The following is a 15,588-nucleotide window of genomic DNA, read 5'->3' as shown; positions in this document are numbered from 1 at the left end:
CAGCCAAAATTAGCATCAAAGTTCAGTACACTCAGGGATAGATATAATACCAAAATCCTATGGAAACTTTTCCGGCGCACGCTAAAACGATCGCCAGCTTAACTAACGGACAGCAGCAAGGTACAAAACAACTGGAAAACAGCGAAGTTGAAGAGTTCGATCGAGCCATGATGCGCCGCTGCATAGAATTGGCTCGCCGTGCTCTCGGCAAAACCGCACCCAACCCCCTTGTCGGTTCTGTAATTGTCCGAGACGGCAAGATTGTCGGCGAAGGGTTTCATCCCGGTGCCGGTCAACCTCACGCCGAAGTTTTTGCGCTCCGGGAAGCGGGGGAACTCGCCGCAGGAGCGACTGTCTACGTGAACCTGGAACCCTGCAACCACTACGGCCGGACTCCTCCGTGTTCCGAAGCTTTAGTTAAGGCCAAGGTGGCAAAAGTAGTGGCTGGCATGGTCGATCCGAATCCTTTGGTAGCTGGAAGTGGGCTAGCCCGGTTGCGAGAGGCTGGCATTGAAGTGGTGGCGGGAGTGGAAGGGGAAGCTTGCCAGAAACTCAACGAGGCTTTTGTGCACCGGATTTTGTACCGTCGGCCTTTTGGAATTTTGAAATATGCAATGACTTTGGACGGTAAAATTGCTACCAGTAGCGGCCACAGCGCTTGGGTGACAGGCGAGGAGGCTCGGAGCGAGGTACACCGGGTGCGCGTCGGCTGCGATGCTGTGATTGTTGGGGGAAATACGGTGCGTCTGGACAATCCCCTACTGACGAGTCACAAGCCTGATAGGAATAATCCTTTGCGGGTGGTGATGAGCCGCACTTTGGATTTGCCGAAGTCGGCTTGGTTGTGGGAAACCTCTGTGGCGGCTACTTTGGTGCTGACTGAGCCTGGGGTTAACCCGGAATTTCAGGAATTTTTGATCGCCAAAGGGGTGGAAGTTGTGGAGCTCTCGCCTCTGACACCGACTAATGTTATGGCTTATTTGTACGATCGATCTTTTCTTTCTGTACTCTGGGAGTGCGGTGGCACTTTAGCCGCGAGGGCAATTGCTGAGGGTGCAGTTCAAAAAATTATGGCTTTTATTGCTCCTAAAATTGTCGGTGGTAAAGGTGCTCCAACTCCTGTAGGAGATTTGGGCTTTTCCGCAATGACTGATGCTTTGACTTTAGAGCGGGTTTCTTGGCGCACAGTTGGTGCAGATTGTGTGGTAGAAGGCTATTTAAAAGTTAAAGATTGAAAGTTAAAAGCGAGTCTTTTGAGTTTTTGATTTTTAACTTTTAACTCCTTTTATGGTTGCAATTCTGATTTGGAGTTTGATGATTGGCAGTCTCGGCTTGGAGGCTGCGCTTGTGGGTTTTTTGGTGAACCACGAGCAATTGGATGCGGGGCAAAAATGCGATGAGGAGGAGGAAGTTTTGACTCGGTACGAATCTCAAGAAGATAATTTTAATGCGCCTGAAAATGCGCGATCCAATAGCAATCCCAAGTCTGAACCCAATTCTGTTGATTTGACGGTTTGGGAGTACAAGATTGTGCGGGCTAGCAACGATTTGTTCCGCAATCCTGCGATTTTTCACAAGCTATGCCAGGAAGAGGCGGAAGTTGGCTGGATTTTGCTCGAAAAGCTAGACGACAGGCGGGTGCGGTTCAAACGTCCGATCGCGCTGCGGGATGCCCCGATGCCTAATTTACCCATGTTTGACCCTTACCGCACTCATTACGGCCCGATCTCGAATGCGATGACTTGGGCTGCGACGATCGTGTTTATGAGTGCGATCGTGCTTCCTGCTATTTTGGGCTATGCTTTGGTGTCTACTACTCTAAGCAGAAGTCGCTCTAATTGGCCTCCGACACCTGTTCAATCTTTGCCCTCTCCCAGGGGGTAATAAAGTACGAATTAAGACTTGGGTAGTTGGTGATATCATGTTAGTAATTAGTCCTGTTATTTTTAGCACTAAATTACAAAATCAGGAACTTTCACCAACAGGTTAGCAATATGACAGTAGAATTGAAAAATCGGGCGCGAGCGCTTCTCCAGATAGCCCTCAACAACAAACAAGCTGACTTTCGAGACGGACAGTGGGAAGCGATCGCCTCTTTAATCGAAGAGCGATCGAAACTGCTGGTGGTACAGCGCACTGGTTGGGGTAAAAGCTTAGTCTATTTTTTAGCAACTCGGCTGCTGCGAGATAGAGGAGCAGGCCCCACACTCCTTATTTCACCTCTACTCGCTCTCATGCGAAACCAAATTGCGGCAGCCGATCGAATTGGCATTAAAGCAGCAACAATTAACTCCAGCAATACAGAGGAATGGCAACTCGTAAAAACTCAGTTGCTAGCAGGACAAATAGATGTTCTCCTAATTTCCCCCGAAAGACTTGCCAATGAAGAATTTACCCAGGATATACTGTTACCAATTTCTCTGAACATTGGGTTATTTGTCGTCGATGAAGCCCACTGCATTTCCGACTGGGGACATGATTTTCGACCAGATTATCGCCGAATTGTCCGAATTTTACAAGCTCTTCCTCAAAACATACCTGTTTTAGCCACAACCGCTACAGCTAACAACCGAGTGGTTAACGATATCATCGAGCAATTAAGTGCAAATCTCCGCGTAATCAGAGGAAACTTAATTAGAGAAAGCTTGCAACTCCAAAATATCGCTCTGGGAAGTTCAGCAGCAAGAATGGCATGGTTAGCAGAACAGTTGCCCAACTTACCGGGAAGCGGCATCATTTACACCCTAACTGTCAGAGATGCCGAACGGGTTACGGACTGGTTAACCATTCAAGGAATTGATGCTAAAGCCTACCACAGCAAGCTGGAAAATCTAGAGAAAGAAGCCTTAGAAGACCAACTTCTCAACAACGAAATTAAAGCGTTAGTTGCAACTGTAGCTTTAGGAATGGGTTTTGACAAACCCGATTTAGGATTCGTCATTCATTACCAACGTCCTGGTTCCGTTGTTCATTATTATCAACAAGTAGGGCGAGCAGGTAGAGCCGTAAAACAAGCATATGGCATTCTTTTAAGTGGCGATGAAGATGACGAAATTACCCACTATTTTATCAGAACAGCTTTTCCTCCACAAGCCCATACGCAGGAAGTTTTAATCGCGCTTAACCAAGCCGATAATGGCTTATCTGTTCCCCAGTTAGAGCAACAAATAAATTTTTCTAAAGGTAAAATTGAGAAGGTTTTAAAACTGCTATCTCTTGAATCACCAGCCCCGGTGAGCAAGCAAAATTCCAAGTGGTATGCTACCCCTATTAACTATCAGCCAGACAGTGATAAAATCGAACGTTTGACGCAAATTCGTCGCCAAGAACAAGACCAAATGCGAGAATACATGGGCGAAAAAAAGCAATGCCTCATGGCTTTTCTCGCAAAAGAATTAGATGACCCCAATCCAACTAAGTGTGGCAAATGTGCTGTATGTTTGGGTGAATCTTTACTGCCAGAAACCCCTTCTCTGGAAATTGTAAATCAAGCAATTCAGTACCTACGGCGGTGCGATATAATTATCGAACCCCGCAAACAATGGCCTTCAAAAGCATTTCTAATTTACCGTTATTCGGGAAATATTCAACCTAATTTAAGAGCCGAAGCCGGAAGAGCTCTGTCTTTATGGGGTGACGCAGGTTGGGGAGAATTAGTTAAACTAGGTAAGTATCGGGATAATAATTTTAATGATGCACTGGTTGAGGGGGCTTTTGAAATGATTCAGCGCTGGCAACCTCAACCATTTCCAACTTGGGTGACTTGCGTACCTTCTTTAAATCGTCCCGACTTAGTACCGAATTTTGCTCAAAAGCTGGCCGCTCGATTAAATTTGCCTTTTAAGCCAGTCATTCGGAAAATTAACCCAACACAACCTCAAAAAGAGATGAATAATAGTTATCAGCAAGCTCATAATTTGGATGGTGCATTTGCGATAGACACTTGGGAAGGAATCAAAGGAACAGTTTTCTTAGTTGACGATATGGTAGATTCCCGGTGGACTTTTACAGTCATTGCTGCACTTTTACGTCAAGCTGGTAGCGGGCCAGTTTTTCCTCTAGCATTATCCCTCAACTCTCTCGCCGATTAGATATATGAATCACGTACTGCCACCAGATACTCAAGCAATTTTACTCTTGTGCGCTAGCTTCGGGCAAAATCGGCAAACAGAACCGCAGCCCCTAACACTTAGCGAATATAATTCTTTGGCTGGTTTGCTGCGCGAAAATCAGATGCGCCCAGCAGATTTGCTAACTCCAAATGGCTTAAACCTGTTACAAGAAATTCCGGCGAGTGGAATTGAATTTGACCGAGTTTCGGCGTTATTAGAACGAGGTGTAATGCTGAGTTTAGCTGTGGAAAAATGGACTAATCAAGGGCTGTGGATATTGGGAAGAAGCGACTCTCAATATCCCAAGCGCCTCAAGCAAATATTGAAACATTTAGCACCAGCAATTATCTATGGAATTGGCAACATAAAATTGCTATCTCAGGGAGGATTGGCTATTGTTGGTTCTCGGGATATTGATGAAGAAGGACTCGCTCGCACTCAGAGAATTGCACAGACTTGTGCCGAACAAGAAATGCAGGTAGTTTCCGGTGGCGCGCGCGGGGTAGATACGGCGGCAATGTTAAGCGCGCTGGAGGCCAAAGGAACGGCTGTTGGTGTGCTGGCTGACAGTTTGGCTAAAGCTGCTGTTGCTGGAAAATATCGCACTGGTATTAAAGAAGGCAGACTGACTTTAGTATCTGCTTGCGATCCGAATGCTAGTTTTAATGTTGGCAATGCGATGGGGCGAAATAAATATATTTATGCTTTAGCCGATCGCGCCCTTGTAGTCAGTTGTTCAGTCGGTACGGGCGGCACTTGGGCGGGTGCGGTGGAAGCGCTAGAAAGGATAAAAGATGTCCCGGTTTTTGTGCCGATAGATGATGCCGTACCAGAAGGCAATCGCCAACTGCTGAAACGGGGAGCACAACCTTGGCCATTTCCATTTATACCTCCTAGTTCATTAAGGGGAATTTTAAGGAAAATTAGGGGCGAATCTACATCAGAATTTGGCTCAATCGAAACTGAAAGAGAAACGAATTGTTATGAATCGGCTGATGCGAGGGAAAACCCACAACCACAAGGTTCGCTGTTAGAAATTGCAGCCGCAGTTACAGATGTGGAAGTGACACACTCATTAACATTGGATATTGCAGTAAATAGATCACTGTCAAACTCAGCATTGGAGATTGTATCCGCAAAAACAGAAGTGGAAGCACCAGCCTCGGAAGAAATATATGTTGCATCTAATGGAACTTCCGAAAATGCGATTCCCTACGAGAAAACACCTGCCGTCGAATTTCGTCCAAAAGATATTTACGAAGCAGTTTTACCCTTGATTCTCAGTAATTTAGAGCAACCGTTAGATGATAAATCTCTTGCGGAACTTCTGGATGTTCAAATAGGGCAAATGCGGCTATGGTTAAAAAGAGCCGTGGCAGAAGGTAAGGCGATCAAAACTAAGAATCCAGTGGCTTATGTAGCCCATCAAAAAGGAGCTTTATTATCTTTGCTTGATGAAAGTGCATAACCCACGGTGTCTCAAACTTCCGTGGGTAAATTCTTCAAATTTTCCATCTAAGATTTAAATTTTCAAATTAATTTACTCCTTAAAATTGGGGCGGTATTACTGAGGGAGCGGATAGCAATCTCAAGTCATAATTTGTATCGCCTTGAAATTGAGAAACGCGGACAAAATAACTCCCCGCAGGTAAAGGCCCATTGCTGACAATTGTTTCTGAAGCCGTGCCTAAATTGTTAGACGAAGCAATAAGATCGTCTAATCCAACTTCGCCGTTGCCGTTGAGATCTTGAATTAATTCAACATCAACATCTGCACTCAAGCCGTCAACAGTTACACTGAAAAGGCTGGGAGTATTGAGGATGAAACTGTAAATGTCGGCTGTTTCTGCATCTCCCACAAAATCGCTCGCAGTTTGAATTTCTGTGAGAATGCCCAGGCTTTTTGCTGCGTTCAAATTGTCTGCGGGATCGGGGAGAGTGCTCAACAATCCTTCTTGTTGACCGAATTGAATGTAATGGTCGATCGCACTTTTAACTGCGCCGCTTTGGACTGCGGCTGCTACCAGCGGATATTTTTCTAGATAAAAGCTGGGATCGAAGAAAACGCTGGCTTTGCGGTTTTCTAATTGACCGGCTTTGAAGTAGTGTTCAAAAGGGGTAAATTGATTTGTTTGGACTGCTGTCTGAACATCTGGGTTGCTTGCTAAATAGAAACCAACATCGAAGAAAGGGTTGGGGTTGCGTCGTTCAAATTGACCGAATCTAATAAAGTGATCGGCTGCTGAAAAGCCATTGAGTTTGGCTGATACCGCTACATCTGTATTGGTGTCTAAATAATAGCTGGCGTCGAACAGGGCATTCGGGTCGCGATTTTCAAATTTGCCAATTTTTCGGTAGTGATCGAAGGGACTCGATACCGTGCCTCTGGCAACTGCTACGGCGACATCTGGGTTGTTTTCGAGATAAAATTTGCTGTCGAACAGTGTTCTGAGGGTTAGCATTATTAAAAAAATCTCTCTGGACTTTAGTCTGGAAAGTGCACGATCGAGAATCCAGTTTACATCAAAGTTTTGTTTTGTGAGGATGTCTTAATTATGGCTAAATCTGGACTGATGGCAATGCTGCGCCGCGCTGCGAGTATTGCTCAGAAATCAAGGGAAACTGGCATTCCGGCTGATGAACTGCTGGGGATGCTGAGCGCTGGCATTCCCAATTCTGCCATATCTCGGCGCCGCTTGCTGCACGGGGGCTTAGCTGCTGCGGGGGCTGTGGCTGCTGCGACTTTTACCAGGGAGGGAGGGGGAGCTTTTGCTCAACAGGGCGGACGATCGCCCATTTTGGTTGTGGGTGCAGGGATTGCGGGTTTGACGGCGGCTTATCGCTTGCGCCAAGCGGGTGTGCGTGCCGATATAATCGAGGCAACTAACCGCGTGGGGGGGCGGATTCGCACTATTCCCAAGGTGGCTGGAACGCTGATTCCGGCGGATCTGGGGGGAGAATTTATTGACACCGGCCACACTAATTTAATCTCGCTGGCGACGGAATTGGGTTTGCGGGCGATCGACTTAGCCCAAGTGCAGAGTGGACTGGTGAAGGATACTTTTTTCTTTCAAGGGCGCCGCTTTTCTCTTGAGCAAATAATCGCGGAATTTGCGCCACTAGCGAGTAAAATTACTGCTGATTTGGAGGCGGTTGGCGATGAAATTAGCTATCAAGATTTTACAGAAGCAGCGGAAAGATTGGACAATCTTTCGATCGCTGAATATGTAGACCAAGCTGAGACTAGCACGATTGTCCGGCAGCTACTCCGCATTGCTTACACGACTGAATACGGTCGAGATCCTGAAGAACAGTCGGCGTTAAATCTGCTGTTTTTAATCGGTTCTGAACCTGGCAGTTTTGAATTGTACGGCAACAGCGATGAGCGTTATCAAGTTGACGGCGGCAACAGTCAAATTATCAACCGTTTGGCGGGTCAATTGTCTGGTTCGATCGAGGCGGGGACGGTTTTGGAAGCGATTACTCTTTTGCCGGATGGCCGCTATCGGGTAAATTTGCGATCGGGACTAAGCGCGTTCGAGCGCACTTACGAGCGAGTTTTGTTAACTTTGCCGTTCAGCACTCTGCGAGACGTTAAAATTAACGTACCTTTGCCCCAACCAAAGCGCAGGGCGATCGAGCAGTTGGGTTACGGTACTAATTCTAAGTTAATTACCGGCTACCGCAGCCGAATTTGGCGGGAACCTTATCGATCGACGGCTTCTGTTTATAGCGATTTAGGATTCCAGAATACCTGGGAAGCTACGCCTTTTGCTCCTACTCCTAACGGTTTAGTTACTAATTTTACAGGAGGAAAGCAGGGTTTGTCGATCGGTGCCGGAACTCCCGAAGACCAAGCACAAAGATTTTTGAACCAATTTGAAAGAGTTTTTCCCGGAGTGAGAAATTTGCGATCGGGCAAAGCTGTGCGAGCTTATTGGCCGGGAGAACGCTTTTCTAAAGGTTCTTATTCCTGCTATTTAGTCGGACAGTGGACGCAAATGTACGGCGTTGAAGGCGAACGAGTTGGCAATTTATTTTTTGCCGGGGAACACACTTCCCTGGAAAATCAAGGTTACATGGAAGGCGGTTGCGAAACTGGACAAAGGGCGGCTGTTGAAATTTTGCAAGACTTGGGTTTGATACCTTCTGCTGATGCTTTGAATGCTCGAACTGCGAGTAATTTGAACACTCGCCGTCCCAGCCGGAAAGTTCCCGGAGCGCAGAATCTTAGGAATAGGAAGCCGAGTATTAGATAATCTCGCCAGGTGCGTATTTAATGCTTGTTCGCCGTTTTTCCTAGCCCGTGCATCTAATTCTTGTGGGGTGGGCTTCTAGCCCGCCCAAAAATACAATTTAGATGCCCAACAGCTTAAAGCCATTTTACTGATTGTGAACTACCCACACTAAATCGAAACGATTATAGTGTCGGCTTCTAACATCACGGAGGAATGCCTCAGAACAGACTTGCGTCCAATCTTTGGTCTTACTTCCCCTCCGTTAGCAAAAACGGCTGTTCCATCCGTCTGTAGTATCCTGATGCCTTCCGCTCTAATGTTTATTGCAGCATTACCATCACGGTCATGACGAGTACCGCAATTAGGACAAGTCCACTTCCTAATATCAAGCGGTAGCTTATCGATCTGGTAATAGCAATTAGAGCAGAGCTTGGAGCTGGGGAACCAACGGTCAATTTCAACCAACTTACCACCTTTTTTCTCTAGCTTGTAAGCTAGGAAATTGACAAATATTCCCCATCCCGCATCAGATATGGCTTTAGCTAAATTGTGATTGCATACCATGCCTTTGACATTAAGATTCTCTACTACGACAACTTGGTTTTCATTGACGAGCTTTCTCGAAAGCTTATGTAGAAAATCCTGACGGGATTTAGTTACCCGTTCGTACACTTTAGCTACAGTCTTTTTGGCTTTGTTCCTTGAATTACTTCCTTTCTGTTTTTTAGCTAGCTTTTGTTGCTTGCGTTTGAGGTTTTTCTCGTGTTTGGCTAGATGCTTGGGGCGATCATACTTGGAGACTTTGCAGCCATTGCTCGTAATAGCAAAGTGAGTCAATCCCAAGTCAATTCCAATTACTTTGCCTGCCGTTGAAACAGTTGGATTGTCGCCTTCACTCTCCGTCAATATTGAGGCAAAGTATTTCCCAGAAGGATCTAAGCTAACCGTTACGGTTTTGATTGTTCCTTCTATGTTCCTGTGCAACTTGGCTTTAACTTTGCCGACTTTGCCCGGAAACCGAACAAACCCATCAAGTACCTTGACATTTTGAGGATACTGAATCGATTGCTTATCATGCTTTGACTTGTAGCGCGGGAACCTAGCACGACCTGCAAAAAAGTTTTTATAGGCAGTTGTGAGGTTGAGCGTTGTTGCTTGCAAAACTTGGCTATAGCATTCAGACAACCAAAGTGTTTCTTCGGCTTTCTTGAGTTTGGGTAAAAAGGCATTGAGTGCTGACTGACCAAGGCTTTTACCCGTTTCTTTGTAAGTCTCAATTGACTTGTTTAGAGCATAGTTCCACCACCATCTGGCACAGCCAAAGTGCTGAGACAGTAGGGCTTGTTGCTCTAATGTTGGATCAAGTCGAACCTTGATGGCAGTATGCAGCATCTCATTACCTCCTTACTGTATTATACACATTCCAGTAAAACAGCGACATCGATAAAGATTTGGAGATTTCCGTACCTACAATCTCCCTGCCTTTCATCCCACCGCTAAACTGGGTACAGTTATAGCGGGGGACAACAGGAGCGAGGAGTTAAATCGGAACTTACCCCCTGCGGGGGTAGTTCTGGGGGCTGTATTCTTTTTCCCGTCTCGGTTTTAGCGACTTGACTGCCGACAAACCGTAGTCATGTATTTAAGATTTTCTCAATATTTAGGGCGAGAGTATTGTTCGAGGATGAATTTAAGCAAAAACCCAGCCACATAAGGGTTGTAAGAGATTGTATTTATGTAAAAGACTTGGAGGCTCCGGGCAAGTCTCACCTCGCAATGGTTTCAGACGGAACTTACCCCGTGTGCCGGTTAAGTTCCGTTAAATCAGTAAAATTACTGATGTTTAAGATTTGTCATCTACCTTAAGATAGAAATCTTGAAGTTATCCGAGCATCATTAGGGAAGTACCACGGGAGCATCACCCATGCCAGGTGTCGCTGATGGACAAGAACGATGAGAATTGCCCCATCCGCTACAGGTAGTTTCCACCAAAGCACAATTTTTCCTACCCATAAGAAAAGATGAATCAATTGAAGCAGTCGGTAAAGCAGTTTTGGTTGATCGCAAACCCCTACTTCTTTTCCAGAGAAAAATGGGGAGCTAGGGGGTTGTTCGCCCTCGTAATGTTATTAATGCTAGGTTTCAATGCTGTGAGCATAGTCCAGAGCTATATTATGCGGGACTTGATGAATGCAGTCACGGGAAAGAATGTTTCAGACTTCTATAAGATGTGGCTGATGCTATTGGGTCTGTTTGCCATATTCACGCCCATTATGGTTTTCTTATTCTATTCGCAAAATGTACTGCAACTCTACTGGCGAAAGTGGCTAACGAATCACTTACTGAAGAAATATTTTAGCAATCAAGGTTTCTACAAAATTAAGTTCAATGATAAGGTTGATAATCCCGATCAGCGTTTAGCTGAAGACGTTAATTTGTTTGTCAAGCAAAATATTGATATTTGGGGATTATTATTCAACCAAGTTGTCACAATAATTTCTTTTCTCGGCGTTCTCTTTACAATTGACAAGGCACTGACTTTAGTTGTATTTATACTGGCTACTTTTAAAACTGTTTTTACTATCTTTATAGGTAAGAGATTAAGTAGATTAAAGTTCAATCAGTTACAACGAGAAGCAAATTTTCGCTATAGTTTGGTTCATCTTCGAGACAATAGTGAATCCATTGCATTTTACCGAGGTGAAGAGCGTGAATATAGTGCAGTATCACAGCGATTTAATGAAGTTTTGAATAATTTTAATAACCTGATTGTCTTGCAGCGTAACCTTGGTTTATTTACCCAAGGAACCGGGATGATATTTACAAATTTACCTATAGTTTTTTTAGCTCCTCGATACTTTGCGGGTCAGATAGATTTTGGGCAGGTAACGCAAGCTTCTGGAGCGTTTGTGTCTATTTTAAGTGCCCTGGGCTTTATTGCCGAGAATTTTGATATGCTAACTAACTTTACCACTCAGATTAATCGTTTAGGAACATTTGATCGGGTTCTGTCCGAGCAAATGGCAGCACCTCGAGCCGGCATGGCAACGATTGATGTTGTGGAACAGCACTATCTAGCCCTCGAAGGGGTTACCTTAGAGACGCCTAACTATGAGCGAATCTTAGTTAGAGATTTATCTTTCAAGGTGGGGCAGGGTGAAAGCGTCTTGATTGTTGGACCTTCTGGCGCTGGCAAGAGTTCGTTAATGCGAGCGATCGCAGGATTGTGGAATGCGGGTACGGGTTGCATTGTCCGTCCTAAACCGGAGGAAACGCTGTTTTTGCCCCAACGGCCTTATATGTTGCTAGGGGACTTACGCAGCCAATTGCTATATCCCAACACCAGCGGTCAAGTTACTGATGAAAAACTGCACGAAATACTCGAACAAGTCAATCTTTCCCATTTGCCAGAACGGGTAGGTGGATTTGATGCAGAATTGGAATGGGCTGATGTTTTGTCACTAGGAGAACAACAACGGTTAGCATTTGCACGCCTACTGCTGACTAAACCTCGCTACGCTATTTTGGATGAATCAACGAGTGCATTGGATGTGGCTAACGAGAGACGGCTCTATCAGTTGCTCAAAGAAACAGGAACTGCCTTTATCAGTGTCGGTCACCGTCCGACTTTGGTACAGTATCACGAGCAGGTCTTAAGGCTAGTTGGTAATACCAATTGGCATCTGATATCGGCTAAAGATTACAGCCCCGATCTCGCCGAGTTTACTTGAAAAATGCAATTGCCGAACTGCAAGTAATGGTCTTTACCGTACCCGCCTCAAAATTCCAGGCGTGCGATCAGGTAGAACAGAGTAACTTTTGACCGTACCCGTCCATCACTTCCCTTTTAGGAGTTTTTCAATAGCGTCGCGTGTTGCCATAGCATTGACATCACTTGAAAGCAGTTGATGAAGACTCCAACGCACAGTATACTGATAGCGATCGCCCTGTTTGAAAAGATGTAGTGGAGAAAGCAGTTCTAGTTCTGCGTAATTTTCTTTAGCATCGCCATTGTTATACACTTCTACAGGAAATCCAGCACCGCCTACTGTCCCATCGGGGTATTCCCCATCCTGACAAGTTGCTTTTTCCATCATGGCTAAGCCATCTTTGACAGTTGCTACCACAACGACGGGGGTATCAGCACCAACCTTATAATTTTTTTTAGCAGAGACACAAACAGAGGGACGTAGCTGTAATAATTTCGGCGTAATTTGCACAATCGGTGGCTCATTCTCCGGAGGAACGAGCCAATGATAATTATTCTTATATGTACTCTGGGGATTGAGTGGTAAAAAGATGGCGTCGGGAGCTTCAATTTGAGTAACGTTCACAATCGGTAGGAGCAAAGGTTCTCCTTTCACTTTCTCCTTTCCTGCCCAAGAACAACACGATCAGTTCTAACTTTTTTTATCCTGAGTTGTCTTGAGTAACGACCATGACTTTACTTTACTTTCTAAAGTTTGATGTCTTATCATAGCACAATGCAGCGTGAGCGCGACGCGCCATACATATAGATATGCTAGCCTAAATTTTAGCTGCATTATATTGTAGAATTTATTTCATAAATTGCCGAAAAAAGCATGATTTATTTACATTTAACAGTAGCTTTATCCACTTTGCTAATGGCCCCGATTTCAGCTCGCGCTTTGATTGCATACTCTACAAATACAATTGCCCAAAACTCCGAAATTGACGAGCCATTTTGCTACATGAAAACCCCCGATGGCAAAACAGTAGACTTAGGCAAGTTATGCGAGAAACAGCCATCTTTAGGAACTTCCCAAACTTGCATTCCCGGTTCCAACATTGCTGCGAAAGTGTCTATTGCGGCGACTAATTATGACGGCAACTTTTTCAGCGGCCAAGTGCTTAATCAAGGCTGCAAAATAATCAAGAATGTCAAAGTCAATTATGAAGTTTTGGACGAGTTAGGCAATTTAATTGACAACGGATTTATCTACGCTGAACCAGTTACTCTTGCACCCGGACAGTCAGCCGTCTTTCGGGGCCAAGTTGTCGCGGGGTCTAAAGTACAGGCTACTCATGCCGACGGTCAAGAATGATTTTAGATTTTAGATTTTAGATTTTAGATTGAAGAATTGGACAATGAACTCCACAGATGAATCCGTGACCTTTGTATCCCGGATGCTTTCGGTGAAGAATGATTGTTGAGATTTGTCCGATCGCTGTTATCATATTCTGGCTCAGATATCTCTATGACTTACGCAGAGATCCCCCTAAATCCCCCTTCAAAAGGGGGGCTTTGAATAATAATCTTGTCTCCCCCTTATTAAGGGGGGTTAGGGGGGATCGAAGTTTGAATATTCTTGCAGAGATTCCCAAAAACAGAATTTGCGAGGGCAAAATATCTTGAAAACTCGATCGACATACTGGCAAATCTTACCCTACCTCCGTCCGCAAAAACAAACCATCGGTAAAGCATTAGCTTGTACCGTAGTATTTACCGTATTTTGGCCAATTATAGCGTGGCTAGTTGGCGAAACAGCCAAATTTATAGGTAAAGGAGATTTACAAGGGTTCGCTCAAATTGCTGCACTCAGCGCCATTATATTTCTACTTCGCGGTACAGCCCAGTACGGTCAAGATACGCTGATGGCAAAAGCTGCTTTGACTATTGCTTTAGAAATTCGCAAAAAAGTCTACTCCCACCTGCAAAAACTTAATATCGGCTACTTTGAAACTGCCAAAACCGGAGACTTATCCTACCGCCTCACAGAAGATATTGACCGCATTGGCGAAGTAGTAAATAAATTTTTTCATCAGTTTATCCCTTGTATTTTGCAGCTAATTGCCGTACTGGGATATATGATTTATCTCAACTGGCAATTAACTCTAGGTGCATTAATTATTGCACCGCTGATGGCTATTTTAATTGGCTGGTTTGGCGAAAGACTGCTAAGTTACTCGCGGCAAAGTCAAAATCGCATCTCTGATTTATCCGCTTTGCTGACAGAAGTATTCAGCGGCATTCGTTTAATCAAAGCATTTGTGGCTGAAGACTACGAAATTGCCCGCTTTGCAGAAGAAGCAGAACAAAACCGTCGCGCTAAGTATCTGTCAGAAAGAGTAAAAGCACTTCAGTTCGTTGTAGTTGGCTTTCTGGAAGCGATGAGCGTGATTTTGCTTTTTTTCCTGGGAGGTTGGCAAATTTCTCAAGGAAATCTCACAGGTACTCAATTTATCAGTTATATCGCAGGAGTAGCACTGTTAATTGACCCCATCGCTATTACAACTGCTAATTACGGAGATTTTAAGCAGGGAGAAGCTTCTAGCGATCGCATTTTTGAATTATTAGCAATTCAACCCGCTGTAGTCGAAAAATCGGGTGCAATTGAACTTCCCCATGTTACAGGCAAAGTCGAATACCGCAACATTAATTTTGCCTATAACTCAGAGACGCCCATCCTGCAAAACATGAGTTTGTTGGTGCTTCCCGGAGAAATGATTGCTCTCGTGGGTGCATCGGGTGCGGGTAAAACTACTTTAGTAAACTTGTTACCGAGATTTTACGATCCGCAAGCGGGACAGATTTTAATTGACGGTATTGATATTCAAGATGTCACCTTAAATACTCTGCGGAGGCAAATCGGAATTGTACCGCAAGAAACGATTTTATTTTCCGGTACAATTGCTCAAAATATCGCTTTCGGTCAATCTTATTATCAACTGAAAGATGTTCAAAAAGCTGCGGAGATTGCTAACGCTCATCAATTCATTAGTGAGTTTCCTGACGGCTATCAAACTTGGGTAGGAGAAAGGGGTGTAAATTTATCTGGGGGACAAAAACAAAGAATTGCGATCGCCCGTGCAGTTTTGCTTAATCCGAGAATATTGATTTTGGATGAAGCGACATCGGCGCTGGATTCGGAATCCGAAGGTTTAGTGCAAGAAGCGCTGGAAAGATTGATGCGCGATCGCACGGTGTTTATTATCGCGCACCGCTTGGCTACTGTGCGGAGAGCCGATCGCATTTTAGTTTTGGAAAAAGGCAGAATTGTCGAATCTGGCACGCACGAGGAGTTGCTGGAAAAGGGCGATCGCTATGCTGGCTACTACGCTCAGCAATTTAGTCAGTAGGCTACGTTAGAAACCGGGTTTTTAGCTGTTTTTGCTGGTTTCAACGAAGTATTGTCGAAAAAACCCGGTTTCTGACCACCCGTGGGTAAGTCCTATCATCGTATTTTATCATCTGCGTTCCCCGAACTCAACCTGAC

At 44.8% G+C, this 15,588-nt stretch carries 11 protein-coding genes; 8 read left to right on the top strand and 3 right to left on the bottom strand.

Going from position 1 to position 15,588, the window contains the following annotated elements; genetic code table 11:
- Positions 1 to 59: 59 nt before the first annotated feature.
- The 4 genes from ribD to Q5691_RS18060 all read left to right on the top strand — a co-directional run bounded on the left by ribD (position 60) and on the right by Q5691_RS18060 (position 5,580).
- On the top strand, positions 60 to 1,235 hold the full coding sequence (gene ribD / locus Q5691_RS18075) for a bifunctional diaminohydroxyphosphoribosylaminopyrimidine deaminase/5-amino-6-(5-phosphoribosylamino)uracil reductase RibD (RefSeq protein ID WP_333210993.1): 1,176 nt from the start codon (positions 60 to 62) through the stop codon (positions 1,233 to 1,235).
- 52 nt (positions 1,236 to 1,287) lie between these two features.
- Positions 1,288 to 1,884, top strand: a complete 597-nt coding sequence (locus Q5691_RS18070) for a hypothetical protein (RefSeq protein ID WP_333308563.1) — start codon at positions 1,288 to 1,290, stop codon at positions 1,882 to 1,884.
- Positions 1,885 to 1,994: 110 nt separating this feature from the next.
- Positions 1,995 to 4,091: a RecQ family ATP-dependent DNA helicase gene (locus tag Q5691_RS18065; protein WP_333308561.1), complete on the top strand. Its 2,097-nt coding sequence runs from the start codon at positions 1,995 to 1,997 to the stop codon at positions 4,089 to 4,091.
- A gap of 4 nt (positions 4,092 to 4,095) precedes the next feature.
- Positions 4,096 to 5,580, top strand: coding sequence for a DNA-processing protein DprA (locus tag Q5691_RS18060; RefSeq protein WP_333308559.1), 1,485 nt, complete (start codon positions 4,096 to 4,098; stop codon positions 5,578 to 5,580).
- A gap of 79 nt (positions 5,581 to 5,659) precedes the next feature.
- Here the strand turns inward: Q5691_RS18060 and Q5691_RS18055 are convergent, their stop codons facing one another.
- Positions 5,660 to 6,574 carry a calcium-binding protein gene (locus Q5691_RS18055; RefSeq protein WP_333308557.1) on the bottom strand — a complete coding sequence of 305 codons (915 nt, stop codon included), beginning with the start codon at positions 6,572 to 6,574 and terminating at the stop codon, positions 5,660 to 5,662.
- A gap of 93 nt (positions 6,575 to 6,667) precedes the next feature.
- Here Q5691_RS18055 and Q5691_RS18050 point away from each other — a divergent pair, with 93 nt between their 5' ends.
- Complete coding sequence (locus Q5691_RS18050) at positions 6,668 to 8,371, top strand: NAD(P)/FAD-dependent oxidoreductase (RefSeq protein ID WP_333346062.1); 1,704 nt, start codon at positions 6,668 to 6,670, stop codon at positions 8,369 to 8,371.
- Between the two features lie 147 nt (positions 8,372 to 8,518).
- On the opposite strand, the gene Q5691_RS18045 is transcribed toward Q5691_RS18050, so the two are convergent.
- Positions 8,519 to 9,742 carry an RNA-guided endonuclease TnpB family protein gene (locus Q5691_RS18045; RefSeq protein ID WP_333308553.1) on the bottom strand — a complete coding sequence of 408 codons (1,224 nt, stop codon included), beginning with the start codon at positions 9,740 to 9,742 and terminating at the stop codon, positions 8,519 to 8,521.
- Between the two features lie 629 nt (positions 9,743 to 10,371).
- Here Q5691_RS18045 and Q5691_RS18040 point away from each other — a divergent pair.
- Complete coding sequence (locus Q5691_RS18040) at positions 10,372 to 12,081, top strand: ABC transporter ATP-binding protein/permease (protein ID WP_333346059.1); 1,710 nt, start codon at positions 10,372 to 10,374, stop codon at positions 12,079 to 12,081.
- A 105-nt stretch (positions 12,082 to 12,186) separates the two neighbouring features.
- On the opposite strand, the gene Q5691_RS18035 is transcribed toward Q5691_RS18040, so the two are convergent.
- Complete coding sequence (locus Q5691_RS18035; protein WP_333346056.1) at positions 12,187 to 12,714, bottom strand: hypothetical protein; 528 nt, start codon at positions 12,712 to 12,714, stop codon at positions 12,187 to 12,189.
- 219 nt (positions 12,715 to 12,933) lie between these two features.
- Between Q5691_RS18035 and Q5691_RS18030 the strand changes: the two genes are divergently transcribed.
- Together Q5691_RS18030 and Q5691_RS18025 are read left to right on the top strand one after the other, a co-directional pair.
- A complete protein-coding gene (locus tag Q5691_RS18030) occupies positions 12,934 to 13,416 on the top strand; it encodes an FxLYD domain-containing protein (RefSeq protein WP_333308547.1) in 483 nt (160 codons plus the stop codon).
- Positions 13,417 to 13,723: 307 nt separating this feature from the next.
- On the top strand, positions 13,724 to 15,451 hold the full coding sequence (locus tag Q5691_RS18025; RefSeq protein WP_333346053.1) for an ABC transporter ATP-binding protein: 1,728 nt from the start codon (positions 13,724 to 13,726) through the stop codon (positions 15,449 to 15,451).
- Positions 15,452 to 15,588: the final 137 nt, after the last annotated feature.

The organism is Microcoleus sp. w1-18aA5 (genome assembly GCF_036701705.1).
Taxonomy (GTDB): domain Bacteria; phylum Cyanobacteriota; class Cyanobacteriia; order Cyanobacteriales; family Microcoleaceae; genus Microcoleus.
This window is presented reverse-complemented; position numbering and strand designations above follow the sequence as displayed.

Bases quoted from the DNA above. Each gene is read 5' to 3' on its own strand.
- Q5691_RS18055 (WP_333308557.1), bottom strand. From the start codon at position 6,574: ATGCTAACCCTCAGAACACTGTTCGACAGCAAATTTTATCTCGAAAAC.
- ribD (WP_333210993.1), top strand. From the start codon at position 60: ATGGAAACTTTTCCGGCGCACGCTAAAACGATCGCCAGCTTAACTAAC.
- Q5691_RS18040 (WP_333346059.1), top strand. From the start codon at position 10,372: ATGAATCAATTGAAGCAGTCGGTAAAGCAGTTTTGGTTGATCGCAAAC.
- Q5691_RS18060 (WP_333308559.1), top strand. From the start codon at position 4,096: ATGAATCACGTACTGCCACCAGATACTCAAGCAATTTTACTCTTGTGC.
- Q5691_RS18030 (WP_333308547.1), top strand. From the start codon at position 12,934: ATGATTTATTTACATTTAACAGTAGCTTTATCCACTTTGCTAATGGCC.
- Q5691_RS18050 (WP_333346062.1), top strand. From the start codon at position 6,668: ATGGCTAAATCTGGACTGATGGCAATGCTGCGCCGCGCTGCGAGTATT.
- Q5691_RS18070 (WP_333308563.1), top strand. From the start codon at position 1,288: ATGGTTGCAATTCTGATTTGGAGTTTGATGATTGGCAGTCTCGGCTTG.
- Q5691_RS18045 (WP_333308553.1), bottom strand. From the start codon at position 9,742: ATGCTGCATACTGCCATCAAGGTTCGACTTGATCCAACATTAGAGCAA.
- Q5691_RS18065 (WP_333308561.1), top strand. From the start codon at position 1,995: ATGACAGTAGAATTGAAAAATCGGGCGCGAGCGCTTCTCCAGATAGCC.